The organism is Flagellimonas sp. CMM7, from assembly GCF_021390195.1.
GTDB lineage: Bacteria > Bacteroidota > Bacteroidia > Flavobacteriales > Flavobacteriaceae > Flagellimonas.
This window is the reverse complement of sequence record NZ_CP090003.1, coordinates 2,687,501-2,710,259: the sequence shown is the minus strand read 5'-3', so window position 1 is coordinate 2,710,259 and position 22,759 is coordinate 2,687,501. Positions and strand designations below refer to the sequence as shown.

General features: G+C 38.0%; 16 protein-coding genes and 2 tRNA genes (1 of these 18 only partly in view). 5 read left to right on the top strand and 13 right to left on the bottom strand.

The features are described 5' to 3' along the window. The first annotated feature begins 15 nt into the window (after positions 1-15). Both murF and LV704_RS12240 read left to right on the top strand, forming a co-directional pair. On the top strand, positions 16-1,290 hold the full coding sequence (gene murF / locus LV704_RS12245; protein ID WP_163423639.1) for a UDP-N-acetylmuramoyl-tripeptide--D-alanyl-D-alanine ligase: 1,275 nt from the start codon (positions 16-18) through the stop codon (positions 1,288-1,290). A 109-nt stretch (positions 1,291-1,399) separates the two neighbouring features. Next, positions 1,400-1,771: a thiol-disulfide oxidoreductase DCC family protein gene (locus LV704_RS12240; protein ID WP_163423640.1), complete on the top strand. Its 372-nt coding sequence runs from the start codon at positions 1,400-1,402 to the stop codon at positions 1,769-1,771. Positions 1,772-1,776: 5 nt separating this feature from the next. On the opposite strand, the gene LV704_RS12235 is transcribed toward LV704_RS12240, so the two are convergent. The 12 genes from LV704_RS12235 to nhaD form a co-directional block, all read right to left on the bottom strand. Further along, a tRNA-Val gene (locus LV704_RS12235) sits at positions 1,777-1,851 on the bottom strand. Between the two features lie 32 nt (positions 1,852-1,883). Next, a complete protein-coding gene (locus tag LV704_RS12230; RefSeq protein WP_163423641.1) occupies positions 1,884-2,294 on the bottom strand; it encodes a 6-carboxytetrahydropterin synthase in 411 nt (136 codons plus the stop codon). 101 nt (positions 2,295-2,395) lie between these two features. Further along, on the bottom strand, positions 2,396-3,277 hold the full coding sequence (locus LV704_RS12225) for a hypothetical protein (RefSeq protein ID WP_163423642.1): 882 nt from the start codon (positions 3,275-3,277) through the stop codon (positions 2,396-2,398). 29 nt (positions 3,278-3,306) lie between these two features. After that, on the bottom strand, positions 3,307-5,040 hold the full coding sequence (locus tag LV704_RS12220; RefSeq protein ID WP_163423643.1) for a SusD/RagB family nutrient-binding outer membrane lipoprotein: 1,734 nt from the start codon (positions 5,038-5,040) through the stop codon (positions 3,307-3,309). Positions 5,041-5,062: 22 nt separating this feature from the next. Further along, complete coding sequence (locus LV704_RS12215) at positions 5,063-8,314, bottom strand: SusC/RagA family TonB-linked outer membrane protein (RefSeq protein ID WP_163423644.1); 3,252 nt, start codon at positions 8,312-8,314, stop codon at positions 5,063-5,065. 490 nt (positions 8,315-8,804) lie between these two features. Further along, positions 8,805-9,254: a helix-turn-helix domain-containing protein gene (locus LV704_RS12210; protein ID WP_163423645.1), complete on the bottom strand. Its 450-nt coding sequence runs from the start codon at positions 9,252-9,254 to the stop codon at positions 8,805-8,807. 268 nt (positions 9,255-9,522) lie between these two features. Then, positions 9,523-9,597 (bottom strand) — tRNA-Val (locus LV704_RS12205). A 66-nt stretch (positions 9,598-9,663) separates the two neighbouring features. Continuing rightward, positions 9,664-10,875 (bottom strand): folylpolyglutamate synthase/dihydrofolate synthase family protein, encoded by a 1,212-nt coding sequence (locus LV704_RS12200; RefSeq protein ID WP_163423646.1) that lies wholly within the window; start codon positions 10,873-10,875, stop codon positions 9,664-9,666. Then, a complete protein-coding gene (locus tag LV704_RS12195; RefSeq protein WP_163423647.1) occupies positions 10,876-11,754 on the bottom strand; it encodes an energy transducer TonB in 879 nt (292 codons plus the stop codon). Continuing rightward, positions 11,754-12,140, bottom strand: a complete 387-nt coding sequence (locus LV704_RS12190; RefSeq protein WP_163423648.1) for a biopolymer transporter ExbD — start codon at positions 12,138-12,140, stop codon at positions 11,754-11,756. Before LV704_RS12190 ends, LV704_RS12195 begins: the two co-directional genes overlap by 1 nt. A 9-nt stretch (positions 12,141-12,149) precedes the next feature. Further along, positions 12,150-12,842 (bottom strand): MotA/TolQ/ExbB proton channel family protein, encoded by a 693-nt coding sequence (locus tag LV704_RS12185; protein ID WP_163423649.1) that lies wholly within the window; start codon positions 12,840-12,842, stop codon positions 12,150-12,152. Positions 12,843-12,899: 57 nt separating this feature from the next. After that, the gene (nhaD, locus tag LV704_RS12180) at positions 12,900-14,285 is read right to left on the bottom strand and encodes a sodium:proton antiporter NhaD (protein ID WP_163423650.1); all 1,386 of its coding nucleotides are present in this window, start codon (positions 14,283-14,285) and stop codon (positions 12,900-12,902) included. A 238-nt stretch (positions 14,286-14,523) separates the two neighbouring features. Between nhaD and LV704_RS12175 the strand changes: the two genes are divergently transcribed. The 3 genes from LV704_RS12175 to LV704_RS12165 all read left to right on the top strand — a co-directional run bounded on the left by LV704_RS12175 (position 14,524) and on the right by LV704_RS12165 (position 21,964). Next, entirely contained in the window at positions 14,524-15,666 is a 1,143-nt protein-coding gene (locus tag LV704_RS12175) for an acyl-CoA dehydrogenase family protein (protein ID WP_163423651.1), read from the top strand. Positions 15,667-15,983: 317 nt separating this feature from the next. Then, positions 15,984-20,489 (top strand): glutamate synthase large subunit, encoded by a 4,506-nt coding sequence (gltB, locus tag LV704_RS12170; protein ID WP_163423659.1) that lies wholly within the window; start codon positions 15,984-15,986, stop codon positions 20,487-20,489. Positions 20,490-20,497: 8 nt separating this feature from the next. Then, positions 20,498-21,964 (top strand): glutamate synthase subunit beta, encoded by a 1,467-nt coding sequence (locus tag LV704_RS12165; RefSeq protein ID WP_163423652.1) that lies wholly within the window; start codon positions 20,498-20,500, stop codon positions 21,962-21,964. A gap of 71 nt (positions 21,965-22,035) precedes the next feature. Here LV704_RS12165 and LV704_RS12160 read toward each other — a convergent pair whose 3' ends face one another. Beyond that, positions 22,036-22,759, bottom strand: the end of a protein-coding gene (locus tag LV704_RS12160) for a T9SS type A sorting domain-containing protein (protein ID WP_163423653.1). 1,010 nt of this gene lie beyond the right edge of the window; 724 of the gene's 1,734 nt are visible here — the last part of the coding sequence; its start codon lies off the right edge, out of view; the stop codon is at positions 22,036-22,038.

The following is a 22,759-nucleotide window of genomic DNA, read 5'->3' as shown; positions in this document are numbered from 1 at the left end:
TTTTATCTTCGATTTATGAGATTGGAAAAACTTCACGCGCTCTTTTTAGAGCACCCAATTATTTGCACAGACACAAGAAAAATAACCAAGAACTGCCTGTTCTTTGCACTAAAAGGCCCAAATTTCAATGGCAATAAATTTGCTGAAGATGCACTTAAAAAAGGTGCAGCATATGCCATTGTTGATGAACAGCAAGATGAAGATGTAGAGAATTGTTTTCTAGTTGACAATGTATTGGAGACGTTACAAAAACTTTCCATATTTCATAGAAATCATTGCTCCGCTAAAGTTATTTCTCTTACGGGTAGTAATGGTAAAACAACAACCAAGGAACTCATTAATGAGGTTCTTTCAAGAAAATACAGCACCATAGCAACAAAAGGAAACCTAAACAACCATATTGGTGTGCCACTCACACTTTTGTCCATTAAAAGGGATACAGAAATAGCTATTGTTGAAATGGGAGCTAACCATAAAAGAGAAATTGCACTTTTAAGCAGTATTGCCCAACCCGATTATGGCTACATCACCAATTTTGGAAAAGCTCATTTAGAAGGCTTTGGAGGTGTGGAAGGCGTAATCCAAGGAAAGAGCGAGCTTTATGATTATCTCATTTTCAATGATAAGCACGCTTTTTTAAATGCTGATGATGATATACAACGAGATAAACTAGGCCATTATATCAAAAAGTTTGGATTCAGTACAGAACGTCCAGATTATTACAATATAAAATTCATTGAAGCCAATCCATTTGTGGTTATTGAGGTTGAAGACAAAAAGATAGAAACACAACTCATTGGCAAATACAACTTTCCCAATTGCTGCGCAGCTATTTTGATGGGCAAATATTTCAATGTTCCCCTTGAGGAAATTAAAATAGCATTAGAATCATATCAACCGCAAAACAATCGTTCTCAGATTATTGATAAAAATGGATTCAAAATCATTCTTGACGCTTACAATGCTAACCCATCAAGCATGACTGTGGCTCTGGAAAACCTGAAACTAATGGATGCAAAAGACAAGACTCTCATTCTTGGAGATATGTTTGAACTTGGCGTCGATGCAGAAAAGGAACATCAAGCAATTGCAGATTTAGCAAAAAGTATAGCCTTTAAGAATGTGTACTTTGTTGGTGAAAATTTCTATAAAACCAGTACTTCTTTCAAAAAATTCAAAACGTTTGATGACTTAAAGAAAGAGCTAATTCAAAATTCTATAAAGAAAGGCACCTTGCTGATTAAAGGATCTCGCGGAATGGCACTTGAACGGGTTCTTGATTTTCTATAACAAAGTCATAAATAAATCATAATACTTATAAAATCAGGCATTTATTGCTAGGTTTCTTGAAATGTCCTTTTGTTTTATGCGACATAGTAATCAACAAACCAAATAGATCATGGAAAAAAGTGTAATTGTTTTTGACGGGGAATGTAACCTATGTAATGGCGTAGTAGGGTGGTTATTAAAATTTGCTCCTGAAGACATTTTTCAATTTGTGCCTTTTCAATCTCCACAAGGCCAAAACTTGTTGCAGCAATATGGATTCTCAATAAATCAGTTGGAAACCGTAATCCTTTTTGATGAGCATGGAAAACACACACACTCTGATGGTTTTTTAAAAATTATTTCTAAAATACCCAAATGGCGATTGGTTTCGGCCCTATTGGCATTTATTCCCAGAATCATAAGAGATACTATTTATAATCTTGCTTCTAAAAACAGGGTGAAATGGTTTGGAAAATCTCAGGCCTGTACTATAAGTCTCTGAAAAAGTGGGATATACTGGATTCGAACCAGTGACCTCTGCCCTGTCAAGGCAGCGCTCTAAACCAACTGAGCTAATATCCCTTTAAGAAAGGAAGTGCAATATCGTAAAATTGTCACCAATCCCCATACTCTGCAGAATTCTTTTGAGTTTCATGAAGCGTAATATGCAGTAGTTGATTTTTTTCCAGTTCCGGTTTCAAAATATCGTAAATAATCTTTACAAAATATTCTGTGGTAGGCAGTATCTCAGCAAACTCTGGACAATCTTCATTTAGATTCTTATGATCAAACCTGTCTTCAATTTCTTCTTTGACCAGGGTGCCTAAAACCGCTAAATCCATTACAAAACCTGTATCTGGATTTACCTCTCCCCTAATTCTTACTTCCAAATCAAAATTATGACCATGATAGTTAGGGCTATTGCATTTACCAAAAACCTCAACATTTTTTTCATCGCTCCAATTAGGATTATGCAGTCTATGCGCTGCATTAAAATGTGCTTTTCTACAAATTGTGGCAATCATACCGCAAAGCAAATAAAAAGATAGGACTCAACACAGTTTTTTGCATAATAAAAAAGGGTCGTTCTGGAACGACCCCATTTATAATAAATAATATAATTAAACTATAGATTATTTAAACAATAATCAATGAGTTCTGCCTCTGCTGTTATAGTCCCATTAACGCCATCAATATCTACCACTGTATTTCCATTGGCCGAAATAACCTGTCCGGTCACTTCACCGTCAAAATCACCTGATATAAAAATGACAGAGATTACCTGTGCACTGCCAGGAACCACAAATGTCTCTGAACCATCAAAACCATTGGCTAAGGTATAGTCAGTTTCGGTGCCATCAATACTAACTCTAAAAGCTGCGTTGTTCCAACCATCTCCAAAGGAATCTTGAAAATTTATTATCCAATCACCTGCTGTAGGAACTGTTGGCGGACAAACTACAGGAGAAGTATATGCAAATGGGGAGCTAAAAAATGACCCATTAGCTACTGTACCTGCAGCGTTGTTAGTAAATACACGACCATCTGTAAGTACCGCTTCTAATCTAAAATTAAAAGCATCCCCTCCATCAATGTCGTCAAAATCTATACCAGTAGCAGCAATTGCTTCCGAATAAGTCGCACTCACGTCTCCTCTTGGAAATCCAAATGGTCCTTCAGTAAAGCTAGAAGCTGATACAGTTGGCAGAGAAGCTTCATCTGTACTTAAATCAGGGTCACCATCCTCTATGGTATTGTCAACAAATGTTACAAAGACTCTTATTTCCGAAAGTAGGGCACCACCTTCAGCGTCTTGTGCTTCCAAAGTCCTTCCCCACACTGAACTTGTGTCCAAAATATTAAAATTATCCCCTAAAGTGGTTACTGTCCTTAATACTAAACCACGCGCCACTGTTGCTTGTACGTCATCCACTATTTTTTCCTCCGAACAGGAAACAGCTGTCATCAACCCTATAGCGAATAATATGTATGTTCTTATTTTTTTCATAATATTATTTTTATCAGTCATTGCTTTAATTAGTTCGAATTAGGGAATGAAGGTCCCGCTGGATTATTATCCCAAAACACCTGTACAGCAAGATTTGCCTTTTGCGTTATGTTGGAATTTGAAGTCACCGCCTGATTAGGATAGAACATAGATCTTGGGAAACTTCCTGGATCTAACTCTCTATTAGGCTGTAAACTATTTGGAAATCCAGTTCTTCTATAAAAGTTATATGTTTCTATTCCGTTTCCGTAATGAGCAACAAAGTAACTTTCTGCCAAGATATTCCACTGATCATCTCCTGTTGCCGATCCAAAATCCGTAACCACTCCATTAATAAAATCTGTTACATCTGATGTCAGAGGTTCAAAAGAGAGGTCAGCATTTGGGTCTACTGATACAAAACTTCTTGCTTTTGCTATCTGTTTTGTAATTCCAGCTTCCAAGAAACCTTGAGCCAATCCAGCATTGCCTTTTACCAATTCTATCTCAGCCTTCCAAAAATCCACCATAAAAGCATTCAAAATTGGAGTGACTCCTGCGCCCCCACCTCCATTAGATAGAGGGTCTGTTGGTTGTGCTACAGCACTAAAACTGTCATCATCAAAACGTCCACCTGCTGGGTATACTCCCCATGTTGTTCTTAGGGGACCATCTGGTGGAGCACCTTCATCATCTCCATGATCTCTACCCCAATAGCCATTTGGAAGATTACAAAAAGTAAATCCTCCTGTAGTATAATGCAATGGCGGGGTTTGTAGTGAACATCTCAACGTTTGCTCATCTGCCGGAATCTCCTGCCCAGGAACCTCATTGGTCTGTCTATAAAAATAATACCTAATTCTAGGGTCATTGGTTGTTTGCATTTTGTTCATCAACCAATTGGAAGCATAATCGCCTGGACCATTGGAAACATAGTTCAGTCCATATCTTGGATGCCTATTATCTGGTTGGGCGGCACTAGTACCTGGCCAAACAAAATCAAAATCATCCGCGGTATCGGTAATATAATCCCCTGAAGCGACAATTGCTTCGAAGGCATCTATCGCTCCGGGATCTACCAACCTAGTTTGAAGGTAGAGCTTCATTTTTAAGGTATTGGCTGCCTTAACCCACTTTGTATAGTCATTTCCATAAAAAAGCTCCACAGGCGGATTGGTAGATGACGTATTGGTGAAATTGATGATCGCCTGATCCAAAAGTGCAAGCGCTGCTTCATAGACCGATAAACCACTATCTAAAGTTGCATTAACAATCTCTGGAGCTTGAACTGCCTCCGTATAAGGAATATCACCAAAAAAGTCTACCAACGAAGAAATCGTATATGCTTCAATAAATTGAGCTATACCTAAATGACGTGTTTGCCCAGCTTCTTCCGCCAATGGCGTCATTAATCTGATATCAAAAAGGATTCCTCTATAGGCATTATCCCATTCATCATCAACATCACTATCTTGGTAAGTACTTTCATAATCCCTACTGGACATTTGCATTACTCTGGTAAGCTCCATTCCCAAGGGTGAAAGCCCATCACCAAATTGAAAACCACCACTTACAAAATTGTCGTTTGGATCACCTGAAACATCACCGTCCAATTGTCTGGCAAAATCTTCTTGTATAGAAGTTATAAAGAAATCTGGAGCTGCTAAATCAGGCGTTAGAAAGTTTGGATCGTTTGTTATATCTAGCTCAGTGACTTCACAAGAGGTCATCATCAAGAGTCCGGTAAAGAGACTCATTGCTATATGTTTGCTTCTTATTTTCATTTTTCTATCTTTTTTAGTCATCTTAGAATGTTGCTTTTACACTGAACCCATATCTTCTTGAACTTGGTCCATTAAGGAAATCGAATCCAAATCCATTACCTACTCCTGTACCCGAGGTATTGGGGTCAAAATTGGCACCATTAGGAGTGTTGATTGCATCATACCAAAGATTGAATCCGGAAACAGTGAAAGAAAGCGCACCAAAAGGTGTGTCTTCCAAAAACTTCTTGGGCAAAGAGTATCCTAATGTAACTTCCTGTAAACGAAGTACGGTAGCATCGAACACTTGTAGTTCCGAAATATTTCCCAAAATGTTATTGAAAAAATAATCCGAGTTGTTTATCTGTACATCATTCACGCTGCCATCACTTTGAACACCTGGCAGTACAAATGTATTTTCACGATCAAGTGTTTCAACAATAAGGCCTCTACCCAATAAGGTAGAAATAGTACTGGACCAGATATCTCCTCCTTGGGTCCAGTTAAACTGAAATCCAAAGCTGAAATTTTTATAAGAGAACGTGTTGTTGATGTTCGCTACAAAATCAGGATTTGGATCACCAATCACCCCATCTTGCGGATCTTGAACAAAGTCTCCAATACTATTGACCACAAATTGGCCATTCGCATCTCTTAGAATACGGGTTCCATATATTACCCCTAATGGTTGTCCTTCTATTGCTGCGTTTCCTAGGTTACCAAAACCAGAATATACGATCAAATCTGTTTCCTGCCCTAGGTCTATAACCTCAGACTCATTGGCAGTAAAGTTTAAATTGGTATTCCAGTTAAAACCTCCTTCTTCTTGACTTCTAAAAAAGTTAAGCCCTAGATCTACTTCAATTCCTTCTCCCTTGATTTCACCAACATTGGTGTTTGTTTGGAAAAAACCAGAGGAAGGATCCAAAGGCTGCTGAACTATCAAATCTGTGGTTGTACGCTCATAAACTGAGGCATCCAGTGTAATTCTACCATCCCACCATCTAGTTTCAACTCCTAATTCTATTTCTGAAACTTGTTCAGGCTTTAAATTTGGATTTCCAAGTGTTAATGGACTTGTATTTGTTACAACGTTGGTCCCTGTTGGATCTTGAAAATCTTGCGTATCCAAAACTAATCTGTTAGAAACCGGGAAATTATCGGAATTCGCATCCGGGAATCCAGCAGAAGTACCATACCCAGCTCTTATTTTCAAATAGTTGAGTACATTTTCACTTTTAAGACCATCAAAAGCCTTTGTTGGCACAAAAGAAATGCTGGCACTAGGATAAAAAAGTGACCTGTTAGCAGTTGATAGGTTGGAAACCCAATCGTTTCTTCCTGCTAAGGTTACATACAGATAGTTATCATAATCAAATTCCAATTGTCCGTAAAATCCAACTAGGTTACGTTGTGAAGTTTGTTGAATCTCATTCTGATTTAGGAAGTTGAAATGTCTTAGAACATCAAAAACCTGCTGCGCATCACTTGCAACACCCTGTTGATTAAACACTTCTCTTCTTCCATTGACACCAACGTTAAATGTTGTTCCAACCTTTTCAGTTATGTCGTAATCTCCGTTGATTGCCAGGTTATGATCCCAAATAGTATTGGTATTGTTCCATGTTTCATAAATACCACTGGCCAATCTAGGCTGTGGAACGTTTCCATTGATTCCTCCTTTATTTTGAAAATTCAGGTTGTTTTCGCTATAAACATCAATACCAACCCTATAAATAAGATTTAAGTTGTCGTTAAATTGATATTGTATGCCCATGTTACCAAAAACCCGGTTAGTTTCTTGTTCTGTTCCCGCATTATTAGCAGTCCACAATGGATGTTGAATATCGTTACCGTCACGGTAATAAATACTTCTACCATCAATTGGACTTTGAAAAGGAAGTCCAAGTACATCAATACTCCTTGGTGTGAAGAATAAATCTCCAAATACCGAAGAACCTGAACCGGTTGCTCCGTTACCCTGACTCAAGGCCACCGGAGGAGACATAAACTTTGTTCTTGCAAAATTTAACGCCCCTGTAATAGTGAACTTGTTACTAAGAACCGCTCTACCACCAATACCAAAATTGTTTCTGTTTAAACTGTTACCCGGAGTAAACCCGATATCCTTTAAGTGACCATAATTGGCATTGTAGGATATTTTACCATCATCTGAACTACCAGTTGCATTTATAGATAGGTTAGTAACCGTTCCGGTTTTAAAAAAATCCCCAAAACTATCATATGGTCTCCACTCATATCTTGCACCAGCAAATTCTGGAAAAGCCTGTTGCCCTGCAGTGGAAGTTGAATAAGGGTGTGGAAGTGTTCCATTGGCATCAAAAGCCGCACTGTTTCCCCAACCAGAGACTCCGTCCCTATCAAAACTAGGTCCCCAATTACTGAAGAACCATCCAAAGGACTGGTCAAAACCATTTCCATATTGATTTTGATACTCTGGAGTAGAGGCAATCTCGTTAAAAAACAAAGAACTGTTTACTGTAATTTCTGTCTTTTTAGCACCTTGACCGCCAGCACCAGCTTTAGTTGTTATTAAAATAACACCATTCCTACCCAAGGACCCATAAAGTGTAGATGCAGCCAAACCTTTTAGCACGTTGACACTTTCTATACTATTGGGGTCTAAATCTAAAAACCTACTAGATCCATTGTTACCGTTGATAAAATCTTGCCTGGATCCCTGTCTACCTGAAGCATTGGTATCTCCATTAAAAGGAACACCATCTACTATGAATAAAGGTTGATTACTTTGGCTAAAGGAACTATATCCCCTAATAATAATGTTTGTTCCTGATCCAGAAAGTCCACTCTGCTGTGTAATATTAACACCAGAAGCTTTACCTATTAAGACTCTTCCTAGATCTCCTTCAGCTTTTTCTTCCAATTGTTCTGAAGAAACTGAGGCAACTGCGTATCCTAAGGCTTGCTTTTCCCTCTTAATACCCAATGCCGTCACTACTACCTCTTCCAGAGCCTGTGCGTCCTCCTCCATTTGAATATCTATAACACTTTGCGATCCAACAAGCCTCCTTGCCGGTCTTTGACCAAGGTAAGTGTACACCAATGTTTGACCAATACTTGCTACAATGGAATAGTTACCATCAAAATCAGATTGGGTTCCATTTGTAGTACCGTCGACTACAATATTGACCCCAGGTAGTGGTATCCCTGTCTGATCAATGATTGTACCGGTAATCGTTTTTTCTTGAGACCGAGCAAATGCCATACAAAATAACATGAACACGAGCGTCCCAAATAGCTTCTTTACTTTCATAGAGTTAAAAGTTTTGTTAGTAATTAATGAGTTAGCGCAACTGAGAAAGGCAGGCGGGATAAGGTGTTTGATAGCTAATTCAAATAATACTCCCTAGTACGAAAACAAAACTTATTGGAAAGTCTCTATTTTAAGGTAGTAAGGCCTCTCACCGCCTTACCTTTACAATTGCAACCACAAAACAATCATATGCCCTAAGATTTAAAGTACTTCTACAACGGGACGAACAATAAAATAATTCAAGCCCAACGGGAAATACCCTTTTTAACAATTAATTACCTCGACTTAGTGATTAAAAGGTTTGTTAAAATTTAACAAACATGATATTATCTATTTGATTTTTAAGTATTTAATTGAATCAACCCGAACCATTGAGTAAGATTTCTAGAGGTTGGGAAATTTTTACTTAAAAAATAAGAAAACAAAATTTTAGTTTGAACAAAGAAATGGATGAGGTGATGTGAGATCGGAAAGTTTAACGAAAATTGCTTTAGGAAGCATACACTGCCAAACTGCGGAAGTCATTTGGGCTTAAACCGGTATCCTTTTTGAATGCACTATAAAAACTGGTCTTACTATTAAAACCCACTTCATACATTATCGCTTTAACACTAAGAAATGGCTGAGATATAAGCAGATCTTTTGCCTCCTTTACTCTGTAATGATTTAATAAAGAATAGAAGTTTTTTGCCAAATATTCATTTAGTACTTGTGAAACCTTATATCTATCCCTTGCTATATGCAATGAAAGCTCATTAAGGCATATTGTATTATTCTTGTAGACCTTATCATGTTCAAAAGCTTCCTCTATCTTCTGCTTAATCTCTGTGGCCTCCTGAAGAGTTAGTCCAGATTTCACATATTTACATGTTAATCCATCGTTGCACTCTTCCTGTTGGGTTTTATATGCAGAGAAAAAATGTTGAATAAGTTTTCTCATGTTTAGATTGTTAGATTAAACTTTATATAATTACCACAAAAACAGCATATTATAGTTTTATCCGATAAGGGTTTACGTAAATATTTATCGGGATTGCTTACTTATTAATCTTTAAAATCCTGAAAACAAATAGAAAAGAGATCGTAAATGAAAGAACACAAAAAAGGAAGTAGTTTTTATAAAATAGTGAAGAAATTGTATGATTGCTAATGACCACCAAGTATATAAAACGCAAAAAACCCACCTTTTCGAGGTGGGTTTCTAACTGTGGGCGCGAAGGGATTCGAACCCCTGACCCCCTGGGTGTAAACCAGGTGCTCTGAACCAACTGAGCTACGCGCCCGTTCTTAAAACGGAGTGCAAATATAGCATCATTTTTTGGTTACCAAAAAGAAAAAACGTAAAATATCTAAACCACTTCGGCAACTACAAACGTACTACCCCCAACATAAATTAAATCATCATCCTTAGCATTGGACAATGCTTTCTCCAAACCTTTTTTTACAGATGTAGAGATTTCTCCCATAAGTCCAAAATTTCTTGCGCGACCTTTTAAATCTTTAGCCTGTAAACCTCTTGGCACATTGGGCTTTACAAAATAATACTCTGCATTTTTAGGAAACAAACAAAGTACATCATCTAAAGCTTTATCATTTACAAAACCAAGTACAAAATGGATCTGCCTAGGTTCCAATTTTCCTATTTGCTCCAGCACTAAGCTAAGCCCCTCTTTATTATGTGCCGTATCACATATAATTTTTGGCTTTTTACCAAGAATCTGCCACCTTCCCAAAAGACCGGTATTATCAACACATCTTTTAAGCCCTGCTTTTATATGAGCGTCTTCAACTTTTAAATTTTTCAGTTTTTTGATTGAAGCTACTACACCTTGAATATTCTTCTGTTGATAGTTGCCCAGTAAATCCGTTTTATACGTTTTAGCTGGAAGTTCATCAGTAAAAACAATTTCCGATTTTTTTTGTGCAGCAATCAACTTAAAAATCCCTTCAGTTTCAGACTGCCTTTCACTAATGACCACGGGAACGTTTCTTTTTATTATACCCGCTTTTTCCAAGGCTATTTTTTCCAAAGTGCCTCCTAAGATTTGGGTATGATCTAACCCAATATTAGTAATTAAGGAAACTTCCGGAACAATAATATTTGTAGAATCCAATCTGCCTCCCAAACCAACTTCCACAACAGCAATATCCACTTTTTCTTCCGCAAAAAAATGAAAGGCCATTCCAACGGTCATCTCAAAAAAGGAAAGTTCATTGCTTTCTAAAAAGGTTCGATGGGTTTTTATGAAGTTTTTTACATTATCCTTGCCAATAGTTTTCCCATTAATCTTGATTCGTTCCCTAAAATCCTTTAAATGGGGTGATGTATACAGGCCGACCTTATATCCTGCCTCTTGAAGAATAGACGCCAACATGTGACTGCAAGAACCTTTTCCATTTGTGCCCGCTACGTGTATACTTTTAAATTTCTGATGGGGATTTCCTAGAACTTCAGAAAAATAAAGAATGTTGTCCAGCTTGTTTTTTAGGGCTTCCGCACCTTTCTGTTGATACATTGGAAGTTGTTGAAACATCCAATTCAAAGTTTCTTTATAAGTCATTTACTGACCTAACTTAAAGTTGACAACAACAAAACCAGTCTGCTGGGATGGCGCATTGGAATCTAGGTTCCATTTATGAAGAAATGCTGTTTTTCTTGCCGGTTCCAATAGACAAGGTGCATTATTTGTAGTTCCTTTTACCCCCGGAGTTGCCTTTATTACCTTTCCATTTTTGTCTACCACAATTCTTACTACAACACGACCGTCTTCATTGCATTCTTGTTGCACTTTTCCTTTACTTATCAAAGAACGTCCGTTTAATCCGTATCCTCCTGTTCCACTCCCACTTCCTGGGGCTCCATAATAACTGGTAGCATACGGATCACCATCTGGCTTCCCTTTGTCCCCGGCCTTGTCATCATCTCCTTCACTTCCAGTTGTTTTTCCGTCAGATTTTCCAATCCCCCCTATTAAGGCATCAAGGCTTTTCTTTTTTGATTCTTGCTCTTGTCGTTTTCGCTCCTCAGCTTGTTTTTTCTCTCGTTCAACTCGTTCAGCATTGGCCTTTGCTTTTTTAGCAATTTCATCTGCTTTACGTTTGGCCTCTTTTTGTTGATTTATTCTGATGGTTTCCTCGTTCTCACTGGTTAATACCTTTTCAACCGATGCTTCTGGAGCAGCTTCTTTTGGTTGAGCCTGCTCCTGAACCTCTTTCATTGGTTTTATCACTTCCTTTTTGGGTTCGGAACGTACTTTTTCCGTAGGTTGCACCTTACCACTACCAAAATCCATGGTGCCAAAATTTATGGCTATACCATTTTCAATTGGCGGGTCCATATAGGTCATTCCAATATAAAAAAGCAATAGCAATAGCACGCTTAAAAGAAGAGTTGTAAGCGTGAATGATTTTTTCTTGTGTCTCGTATCTAAAAATGACATTATTTTGGCCGCACAGCCAAGATAACCTTGTAACTATTTCTATTAGCAATATCCATTACGTTGACGGCCTCTTTAATTGCCACGCTTTCTTCTGCTCTTAGAATGATTGTAGGCTTTTCTTGACCTTCAAGTGCCTTTTTTAATTCAATTTCAATGTATTCCTCGTTTATCTGTTCATTATTCACAAAATACTCCAAGTTCTTATTAATAGTTACTGAAACATTCTGTGTGTTTGTGGACTTTCCCTTGGCTTTTGGCAACAGCAAATCCAAAGCGTTGGGAGCATTGGAAGTCAACATGAAAAATACCAATAACAGAAACACTATATCCGTCATTGATGACATGCTAAAATCTGGACTTACTTTATTTCTTCCTTTTAATTTCATAATGAAATTCTAGATAGGTTCATTCAACAAATCCAAAAACTCAACCGCATTAGCCTCCATTTTGTGAACCACCTTATCTGTTCTATTAACTAGGTGGTTATAACCAATATAGGCTATAATACCTACTACAAGTCCAGCAACCGTTGTTGTCATTGCAGTATAAATTCCTGAAGCTAATGAACCCATTTCCGCCTGGCCACCGCTACTTGCCATTTCATGGAAAGCTAAAATCATACCAATTACGGTTCCTAAGAACCCAATCATTGGTGCTGCACCGGCTACAGTAGCCAATACACTTACGTTTTTTTCTAGTTTGTATACTTCTAAAGTACCGGCATTTTCTATTGCGGTATTTATATCATCTAATGGCTTACCTATTCTTGATACGCCTTTCTCAGTTAATCTGGCAACGGGAGAATCTGTTTGTGCACATAGAATCTTTGCTGCTTCCAACTTACCGCCCGTGATATGATCACGAATCTGATTCATAAAGTTTTTGTCAATTTTTGAAGCCGCTTTAATCGCGAAAATGCGTTCAAAATAAATATACATAGCCACAAAGAGAAGTACAAAAAGCACCATGATAATAACGATACTACCCGTTCCTCCACTAACTATTAAATCAATAACAGAAAGGGTTTTTTCTTCTGAAATAGATGCACCCATCTCAGCCCCTTCTTCTAAATCTTGAAAAGTAATCATATAAAATCCCCAATTTAAGTTGCAATAATAACGGAGATTTTTGAGCTAAAGTATTTTTTAGAAAAAATATCGCATTACAACAAAGCAAATAGCTCCCGAGATAAATCCAAGGAATGCAAGCCATGCTATTTTCTTAAAGTACCAAAAGAAGTCAATTTTTTCCATTCCCATGGCAACAACACCTGCCGCGGAGCCAATTATTAACATACTTCCACCTGTCCCTGCAGAATAGGCTATAAAGTGCCATAATGGGTTATCCACTGGTTCAGAAAACATCCCTAAACTGGCAGCTACAAGTGGAACATTATCTATTACAGCTGATCCAACACCCAGTAGTATAACAACTAAATCCGAAATTTGTGTTCCCGCAATCTCAGTTCCTATAAGGGGAGTGCTTTGCTTAAGACCTTCGGCAAAATTAAATAACAATCCTAAGGATTCTAGAGCTGCAACAGCCATTAAAATTCCGAGGAAAAATAATATACTTGGTAACTCAATCTTAGTTAAGGCACTATGTACTGGACTGTGATGCGCTTCTGCATCGCTTTCAGGATCAACAGACGAAATGGTAATCTTGGAATTGCTGTAAATCTCTGCAAAAGTTGCCACTACCGCCAAAGACAACATCATGCCCACATAGGGTGGCAAATGCGTTATTGTTTTAAAAATAGGAACAAATACTATTGCTCCAAGTCCCAAATACAGCATTGTTGCTCCAAATTTTGATTTTGCAGGTTCCGTTTCCTCAACATCAATACTACCTTTGAAAGCAGGTAGAAAAGAAGCAATAAAGGTTGGCACCAACATACATATTAAGGATGGCAATAACAGATAGCCTATCAACTTACCTGTTGTCACTTTATTCCCAATCCATAACATAGTTGTGGTAACATCACCAATTGGAGACCATGCGCCCCCAGCATTTGCCGCGATTATGATTAAACCAGCGTACCATAATCTATCATTTCTAACTTTAACTATTTTCTGTAGAATAGATATTAAAACTATTGTTGCGGTAAGGTTATCAATAATGGCAGAAAGAATGAACGCCAGAAAAGCGAAAATCCAAAGTATCTTTCTTTTACTTCTTGTTTTTACAAAAGATTTTATAGTTGCAAAACCATCAAAATAATCAATAATCTCTACAATGGTCATGGCTCCTAAGAGGAAAACCAATATTTCAGAGGTCTTTCCTAAGTGGTGCAATAACGTCTCCTCCAAAACATGCATTTTATCTTCATGCCCCAAAGAAGAGAACCCTTCCATTAAAGCATGTTTTCCAGAATCGAACCAAGTAGTAAACCCATCTATACCAAAGGCCATCATTGCCCAAAGAATAGCCATCATTGCCAATGCGGGAATCAGCTTGTCAATCTTTAAGTTATGTTCAAGGGTAATGGCAAGGTATCCAATAACAAATATGGCAATGAGAATGGTTTCCATGTTTAGTTGGTTTATTTAGTTGAAATTTCTTTTGTTTAAAACAGTCTACTTTGCTAAAGATATTCAAAATGAGTTTTCCCACATAATCTAATTCCTAGAAAAATATTCAAAAAACAATCATCTCTTTTAATAAATCGACGAACAACATTGTATCATTCTCATTTTTTAATGCCGTTTATCAAAAAAATCATAGCATAAGGCTATATTTGCATACAATTTTTATTTATTTCTCAATTTCATGGACTTTACACTTTCTGAAGAACAGTTAATGATACAGCAAGCGGCAAAAGATTTTGCCCAAAATGAATTGTTGCCCGGGATAATAGAACGCGATGATGCGCAAAAATTTCCCACAGAGCAAGTGAAAAAAATGGGAGAACTGGGCTTTTTAGGGATGATGGTCAATGAAGAGTATGGTGGTAGTGGACTTGATACTCTTTCATATGTTTTGGTCATGGAAGAACTATCTAAAGTTGATGCGTCAGCTTCAGTAGTAGTTTCTGTGAACAATTCCTTAGTATGTTGGGGATTGGAAACTTTTGGTTCTGAAGCTCAAAAGAAAAAATATTTGACTCGCTTGGCATCAGGAGAAATTATAGGGGCTTTTTGTCTTTCTGAACCTGAAGCGGGCAGTGATGCAACCTCGCAAAAAACTACCGCTATAGATAAAGGTGACCATTATGTTGTTAATGGAACCAAAAACTGGATTACAAACGGTAGTACTGCAGAAGTTTATTTGGTTATAGCACAAACAGATGTGGAAAAAGGACATAAGGGAATAAACGCCTTAATTGTTGAAAAAGGAATGGATGGCTTTGAAATTGGTCCTAAGGAAAATAAACTGGGTATTAGAGGTAGTGATACACACTCTCTATTATTCAATGATGTTAAAGTACCTAAAGAAAATCGTATTGGTGAGGATGGTTTCGGGTTTAAATTTGCCATGAAAACCCTTGCCGGTGGTAGAATAGGCATTGCTGCACAAGCACTTGGAATAGCAGCTGGAGCATATGAACTTGCCAAAAAATATTCAAAGGAACGTAAAGCCTTCGGAACAGAAATTGCAAATCATCAAGCCATAGCATTTAAATTGGCCGATATGCATACCAAAATTCAAGCAGCTCGCCATTTGGTTTATCAAGCTGCCTGTGACAAGGATAATGGAAATGACTACACGCTTTCCGGTGCCATGGCCAAACTCTATGCTTCCGAAGTTGCTATGGAAACCGCCGTTGAAGCTGTCCAAATACATGGCGGTAACGGTTTTGTTAAGGATTATCATGTGGAAAGAATGATGCGCGACGCAAAAATCACCCAGATTTATGAAGGTACTTCAGAAATTCAAAAAGTTGTGATTTCCAGAAGCATATTGAAAGATTAGAAAACATTGTAATTTCTTATACCCTTTAAAATCATAGGTCATCTTTGATTATTTTTTCTTTTTCTAAGTTATAGCCCTGTTAGAACTGAGGTCGACTTAGTTTATTTGAGTGTATACTCAAAACAACCCCTTCTTTTCTTTAGGCAACTCCATTTTCAACTAGTGTTTTTGAGATAATCATAAATTAACAATGCCCAAATTTTGATTTTGAATATTTTTTAACGTTTCATTCCAAACGTTGATGATTTATCTACAATTGAACCAAAACCTTGTATTTTACTCACATAAAATGATATTTTTGAAGAAATACCATAATGATGACGTTAGAGAAACAGGGATTATATCTACCAGAATTTGAGCATGATAACTGTGGTGCAGGTTTCATTTGTAGCCTAAAGGGAAAAAAGTCCAATGATATTATTCATAAGGCTTTAGAGATATTAGATAAACTAGAACATAGAGGTGCCGTAAGTTCAGATGGTAAAACTGGTGATGGCGCCGGCATTCTAATTGATATTCCCCATGACTTTTTTACCGAAGTATGTAAGTTCGATTTACCAGAAGCTGGTGATTATGCCGTAAGCAATGTTTTTCTGCCACAAAAAGATAACCAACGAGATTTCTGTGTTTCAACCTTTGAAGAAAACATTAAAAATCAAGGATTACAATTATTGGGATGGCGAGATGCTCCAGTAAACCGCTCCATACCCGGAAGAATTGCAGCCGAAACAGAACCGTTTGTAAAGCAGGTATTTGTTGGAAAAGGTGATTCTGTAGATGATTTTCAATTCAATTTGAAGCTTTTTATCGCAAGAAAGATTACAGAACATGCCATCATCAAAAGTAAGCTTTCACAGAGTCAATTCTTTTACCTACCAAGCCTTTCCACCAAGATTATCATTTTTAAAGGGCTATTGGTCCCTCATGACATAAGCAGATATTACGAAGACCTTCTAGACCCTAGAGTGGTTACCCGTTTAGCACTAGTTCACCAACGCTTTTCTACAAACACATTTCCAACTTGGGATTTAGCGCAGCCTTTCCGTTATATGTGCCATAACGGAGAAATAAATACCCTTAGAGGAAATGTATCTAGAATGCGTTCCAGAGAAGAACTATTAAAAAGTGATTGGTTCGGTGAGGATATCAAAAAGATACTTCCGGTAGTTTTACCTAGAAAATCAGATTCTGCCAGTATGGACATGGTTGTAGAATTGCTATTAATGACTGGTCGTTCCCTTCCGGAAGTCATGATGATGCTGGTCCCAGAAGCTTGGGAGAAAAACACGGAAATGTCAGAATCAAAGAGGGCATTTTACGAATATAACTCATGTGTAATGGAACCGTGGGACGGACCTGCTTCAATTCCATTTACTGATGGCAATTATATAGGTGCTGTTTTAGATAGAAATGGATTGCGCCCGTCTAGATATTCGGTCACCAAAAAAGGGTATGTAATCATGTCCTCCGAAACCGGGGTTGTTCAGTTGGAGCCAGAAGATATTGAATTTCATGGACGACTGGAGCCAGGAAAAATGTTCTTGGTAAATATGGAAGAAGGCCGCATAATCAATGATGAAGAAGTTAAAGAAGCCATTGCCAAAAAGCATCCTTATAAAAAATGGTTGAAAAGCAATCTTGTTCATCTAAAGGATATTCCTTATAATGATTGTCCTGTTTTTTATGGAGAGTTCCCTATTGAAACCCGAAGAGCTGCTTTTGGTTATACCTTAGAAGATATTAATACTATTGTTTTGCCAATGGCAAAATATGCCAAGGAACCTATTGGATCTATGGGTTCAGATACCCCTATTGCAGTATTGTCTGAGCGCCCACAACTCATATACAATTACTTTAAACAGTTATTTGCACAGGTAACCAATCCGCCTTTGGACGGAATTAGGGAAGAATTAATTACCGATATTAGCCTAACACTAGGTAGTGATCAAAATATTTTTAACATATCAGAATATCACTGTAGAAAACTAAAGATTCAAAATCCCGTCATCTCCAAAGAGGATTTGGACAAAATCAAAAACTACGATGCAAGTCCAGATTACAAAGTAGTCTCCATTTCTGTTCTTTATGAAATTGACAAAGGCCACAATGGACTGGAAGAAGCTCTAAATTCTATTTTGGATCAAGCTTCATTGGCTATAGATGAAGGAGCCAACATTATTATTCTTTCAGATAGGATGATAAGTACCGAAATGGCAGCAATACCTGCATTGCTGGCTTGTTCATTCGTAAATAGTGGGCTTAGCAAACTAGGAAAACGTTCTAAACTCAGTATCATTATTGAATCTGCGGAACCAAGAGAAGTACATCATTTTGCGTTGCTCTTCGGTTTTGGTGCAAGTGCCATAAACCCTTATTTGGTCAATGAGATCATTGGGGAACAAATTCAAGAGAATGATATTACCGAATACACTTTTGATGAGGCTATAAAAAACTACAACAAGGCCATTGGAAAAGGAATATTAAAAGTGATGAATAAAATTGGAATCTCAACTTTGAATTCATACAGAGGTTCCCAATTATTCGAATGCATAGGTATAAATACCAAAGTGGTAGACAAATACTTTCCCAATACGCCAACCCGTATTCAAGGAATAGGTTTGTATGAAATTGAAAAGGAGATAGCAAAACGCCACAAAAAAGCATTCAAAACTCAGGAGTTAGCAGCCAATCTTGATATTGAGATTGGCGGAGAGTATCGTTGGAGAAGGGATGGTGAAAAACATATGTTCAATCCATTAAGTATTGCCAAACTTCAAAAATCGGTGCGCAATAACGAGCCGGATACGTATAAAGAGTATTCCAAATTGGTTAATGAGCAATCAAAAAACTTGATGACCATCCGCGGGTTGTTTGAATTTTCAAACTATGACCCAATTCCTATTGAGGAAGTAGAACCATGGACCGAAATTGTAAAAAGGTTTAAGACCGGTGCCATGTCCTATGGAAGCATAAGCAAGGAAGCCCATGAAAATTTAGCGATTGCCATGAACCGAATTGGTGGAAAAAGCAACTCTGGTGAAGGTGGAGAAGATTCGGCTCGTTTTTATAAAAATCAAACAGGCGACTGGAGGAACAGCGCCATAAAACAAGTTGCTTCAGGTAGGTTTGGAGTTACCTCCAACTATCTGACCAATGCTAAAGAAATTCAGATTAAAATGGCCCAAGGGGCTAAACCAGGAGAAGGAGGTCAACTCCCAGGTCCAAAGGTGAATCCTGAAATAGCAAAAACGAGAAATTCCACCCCATATGTTGGTTTAATTTCCCCACCGCCACATCATGATATTTATTCCATTGAAGATTTGTCCCAATTAATTTACGATTTAAAATCTGCCAACAGAGAGGCAAGGGTTAATGTAAAATTAGTATCTGAAGTTGGCGTAGGCACCGTTGCGGCCGGAGTTTCAAAAGCAAAAGCGGATGTTATTCTTATATCTGGATTTGATGGAGGCACAGGAGCATCTCCTCTTACATCATTAAAACATGCGGGACTTCCATGGGAATTGGGAATTGCCGAAGCGCAACAGACTTTGGTTTTGAACGATTTAAGAAACCGTATAGTTCTAGAATGTGACGGACAGCTAAAAACGGGAAGAGATGTTGCCATAGCTTGTCTTTTAGGGGCAGAAGAATTCGGTTTTGCTACGGCGCCTTTGGTCGCTTCAGGGTGTATCATGATGCGTGTATGCCATCTAAACACCTGCCCGGTGGGCATCGCTACCCAAAATCCAGAGCTTCGTAAAAAATTCAAAGGCAAACCAGAGCACGTAGTCAACTACATGTATTTTGTTGCCCAAGAATTAAGAGAGATTATGGCCAAACTCGGCTTCAGGACTATTGATGAAATGGTTGGTCAAGTACAAAAGTTAGATAGGAAAAAGGCGATTGAACACTACAAGGTTGCTGGTATTGATTTAAGTCCTATCCTTTATCAAGTGGATGTTCCTGAAGGAACCAAATTCCATAATACTCAGAAGCAAGTTCATAGCATTGAAAAATCCGTGGAATTTGATATCATAGCCCAAGCACATCCCGCTTTGTTCAGAAAAGAAAAGATTTCGTTGGATTTCCCAATTTACAATACAGATCGTGCTGTTGGAGCCATCATCAGTAATGAAATTTCAAAAATTTATGGTGCGGACGGTCTACCTGAAAACACATTAAAACTCAATTTTACTGGCTCGGCCGGGCAGAGTTTTGGCGCTTTTGCAACAAAAGGGCTTACCATGGCAGTAAACGGAAACACCAATGATTACCTGGGAAAAGGACTTTCAGGAGCAAAACTAATCATTAAAGTACCCTATACATCTACACTGAAACCTGAGGAAAATATTATAACCGGAAATGTCACTTTATACGGAGCTACCGCAGGAGAAGCTTATATTAATGGTAAAGCTGGTGAACGCTTCTGTGTGAGAAATTCAGGAGCCAAAGCCGTAGTAGAAGGTATTGGTGATCATGGATGTGAATATATGACAGGAGGAGTTGCGGTAATTTTAGGGGCTGTTGGAAGAAATTTTGGAGCAGGAATGAGTGGCGGAATTGCTTATGTTTTTGACAAAGACAGCTCTTTTGAGAAAAGATGTAATGGCGAGACGCTGAATTTATTATCTGTTGAAGAAGACAATGATGTCAAACAATTGAAAGAACTCATTGAAAACCACTACAATGCTACATTGAGTCCTTTAGCCCAAGACATTCTTGAAAATTGGGAAGAATGTTTACCAAAATTCGTGAAAGTTTTTCCCGAAGAATACCGTCAAGCATTAATACGATTAGAAAAAGAAAAAGTACAAACCTTATAATTTGAGCCATGGGAAAGACGACGGGATTTATGGAATTTGACAGGAAGGATGAAGCCTATGCACCTGTTAAGGAAAGAATCAAAAACTATAAGGAATTTACTGTTCCCTTAAAAGAAAAGGAATTAAAGGATCAAGGCGCACGATGTATGGACTGTGGCATTCCATTTTGCCATAGTGGTTGTCCATTAGGCAATCTTATTCCCGACTTTAATGATGCCGTATATCAAGGCAAGTGGAAAAAAGCCACTAAGATTCTACATTCAACTAATAATTTCCCGGAGTTTACCGGTAGATTATGCCCAGCTCCCTGTGAAGAGGCTTGCGTATTGGGTATTAATGAGGACCCTGTTTCCATTGAGAATATTGAGAAAAATATTGTTGAAACCGCCTTTAAAAACGGCTGGATAAAACCAGAACCCCCTATAACCCGAACAGGTAAAAAAGTAGCAGTCGTAGGGTCTGGTCCTTCCGGACTCGCCGCGGCTCAACAATTAAATAGAGCAGGGCATTCCGTTACTGTTTTGGAACGTGATGAAAAAATTGGTGGACTGTTACGTTATGGAATTCCAGACTTCAAAATGGAAAAGAATGTAATTGACAGACGCCTCAAAGTCATGGAAAAAGAAGGAATCATTTTCAAAACTGGTGTCCATGTTGGGGTTGACGTTAAAGCGGATGAGCTTCAAAAGGAATATGACAGCATTGTCCTTTGTGGTGGCGCTACAGTTAGAAGAAACCTTCCAATACCCGGTTCTGATTTAAAAGGTGTGGTACAAGCCATGGATTTTCTCCCGCAAAACAATAGAAAAGTTGACGGTATTCCATATGAAGGAGAGGAACTTTCTGCCAAAGGAAAAAAAGTGGTTGTTATTGGTGGCGGGGATACTGGTTCCGATTGCATTGGAACTTCAATTCGGCATGGAGCAGTTTCGGTAACAAATTTTGAGATTATGCCCAAGTCAACCACAGCAAGACCTGAGGGGCAGCCATGGCCATTTTGGCCTATGCGCTTGAGAACAAGCACATCCCACAAAGAAGGTGCTGAACGTGTCTTTAGCATTTCAACCAAAAAATTTATTGGTGATAAGAATGGTAATTTAAAAGGCCTAGTTACATCTGAGGTTTTCTGGGAAAAAGTACCAGGACAAAGACCTATCTTAAAAGAAGTAGCAGGAACGGAAAAAGAATGGAAATGCGATTTAGCACTTCTTGCACTTGGTTTCACAGGTTCAGAAACAACGATAGCTGATCAGTTGGGGTTGGAAATGGACACTAGAACCAATATTAATGCCTCAGTAAAAGATTACAAAACCAATGTTCCAGGTATTTTTGTTGCTGGTGACCAAAGGAGAGGACAGTCCTTAATCGTTTGGGCAATATCTGAAGGAAGAGAGGCCGCTCACCATGTAGACAATTTCCTAATGGGGAAATCAAATTTGCCTTTAAAAGGTGATGGTGATTTGCCAAGAGTTTAAATTTAAATACCCAACCAAACCCTTTATAGAAAACTCCCTAAAGCATTTTTTTAGGGAGTTTTTGTTTTCTATCATCTAATTATTAAACGGTGCACTTCAGTCTTATCTGATGTAATCAATCTCAAAAAATAAAGTCCAGCAGTGTATTCTTCAACATTAAAAGCTGTTCCTATCTTATAATTACCTGTATGAATAATTCTTCCTTCGGTAGTTATTAGTTGAATAACAACGTCCTCATAACTACTATTTTCCAATCTAAAAGAAGAGCTTGTGGGATTAGGGTAAAACAATGTTTGTGCTTGCTCTTCAACAAGTACATCAAACAGGTCAACATCTTCCGTTAATTGGGCTTTCAAAGGAGTCCCGCTAGACTGAAACTCATATGCTCCCACATCAAAAGCACTGCCAGAAGGTCGTGATGCATTATCCATATCGAAAGTTATCCCCCAAGAAGTAACACTTGAACCTGCATCAACAACATCAGAAGCAGAAGAAGAGGGACTAAAATCGTTGTTTAAGACATCTGTTAATCCTAAAGTATCTATTTGGCGCGTCATGATGTTAGAATAGATATTAGTTAATAAACTATCCCTAGTATCCCTTTCATTAAAGTCAAAATAGCTTTCTTTATTTTGTTTCCAAGTATTTCCTCCCTCAAAATCATACCCTGGGTCAACCACCAGATTATTTACAAAATAAGACGGGACTTCACTTTGGTTTCTATGTAAATCAGCCGGATCAACAGGATGCAAAACAGTGGTGTTATAATGTACCCCAGCCCTTTCTGGCTCCACT